1 protein-coding gene and 1 pseudogene are annotated in these 1,023 nt (G+C 59.6%); one reads left to right on the forward strand and one right to left on the reverse strand.

The genetic code is table 11. The features are described 5' to 3' along the window. Positions 1-383, reverse strand: a 383-nt coding sequence (locus AC1DS3_RS38990) for a response regulator transcription factor (RefSeq protein ID WP_477129409.1), incomplete at its 3' end; no start/stop codon positions are given. 523 nt (positions 384-906) lie between these two features. On the opposite strand from AC1DS3_RS38990, the pseudogene AC1DS3_RS38995 reads away from it, so the two are divergent. Further along, a pseudogene (locus AC1DS3_RS38995) lies at positions 907-1,023 on the forward strand (hydrolase); the annotation flags it as partial.

A 1,023-nucleotide genomic window follows, 5' to 3' on the forward strand; every position in this document is an offset into this window, starting at 1 on the left:
CCATGGCGGCGACCATGGCGGCGATCCCGATCCTTTTGCAAGGCGGCCGCCACGGCATCGAGCAGGTCCTGCTCGCGGAATGGCTTCGCCAGAAAATCCTCAGCACCAGCCTTCATGGCAGCAACGGTCATGGGGATGTCGCCGTAACCAGTCATAAAAATGATTGGGATCTGGATGTCCATTTGGGACAGCCGRGTCTGTAGGTCCAGGCCRCTCTGCCCGCGGAGCCTGACATCGAGCAGAAGGCAAGTGGGCGCGTCCGGGAACGCGAATGCTAGCAGTTCGGCAGCGGATGCRAACAGTGCGACACGCATCCCGACTGATCGGAAGAGGTTCTCCAACGCGCCGCGAAGCATCGCGTCGTCATCAACGATYAGCACCATCGCTTCATCACTCGCACTGGTGTCCGCGGTTACGAAGCTGTTGATTGTCACAGTCAATCTCCAGTGCACTCATCGGTGCGCGGGGTCTGGGCAGGCCCAAACGCCAATTTGGCATGATCCCGCAAAAACTTTCTAGTACGTCACATTAACGAAATCCTGAATACTCATACCATGAGGTTAGTTCGGCGTGGCTCTCAGAGCCAGCCCCAGCCAGCCGGTATGCAGGGTGCGGCACATCAGAGTCGCACACAGCCCTATGTCTCCTCACGCCGCAAGGGCTGGCCAAGCTATTCCCGTTTGCTGTGGCACGGCCCGGCGGCATCGCGATGAAACCACGGCCGCGCACCACTAATACGAATCGACAATGGTCATGGCCGACAGCGCTGACTATTCTTGTATCAGGCTGCGATCCGGATAAAAAAAACGCCAGTCGCGGCCCTGATGCCTAGCCGCCCCGACGCGGCTCTGTCGCGGCGGCTGGTGCCGCGGCAGCCCACACTTTCGCCCCCAACAGGAGCACGCAATGTCCAATCCCAAGCTTGAAGTCCTCACCCCGCAGAACAGCCAGCTGATCTTCATCGACCATCAACCGCAGATGGCTTTCGGCGTCCAGTCGATGGACCGCCAGGCGATGAAGAAC

This window comes from Cupriavidus sp. 01L46 (assembly GCF_056399905.1).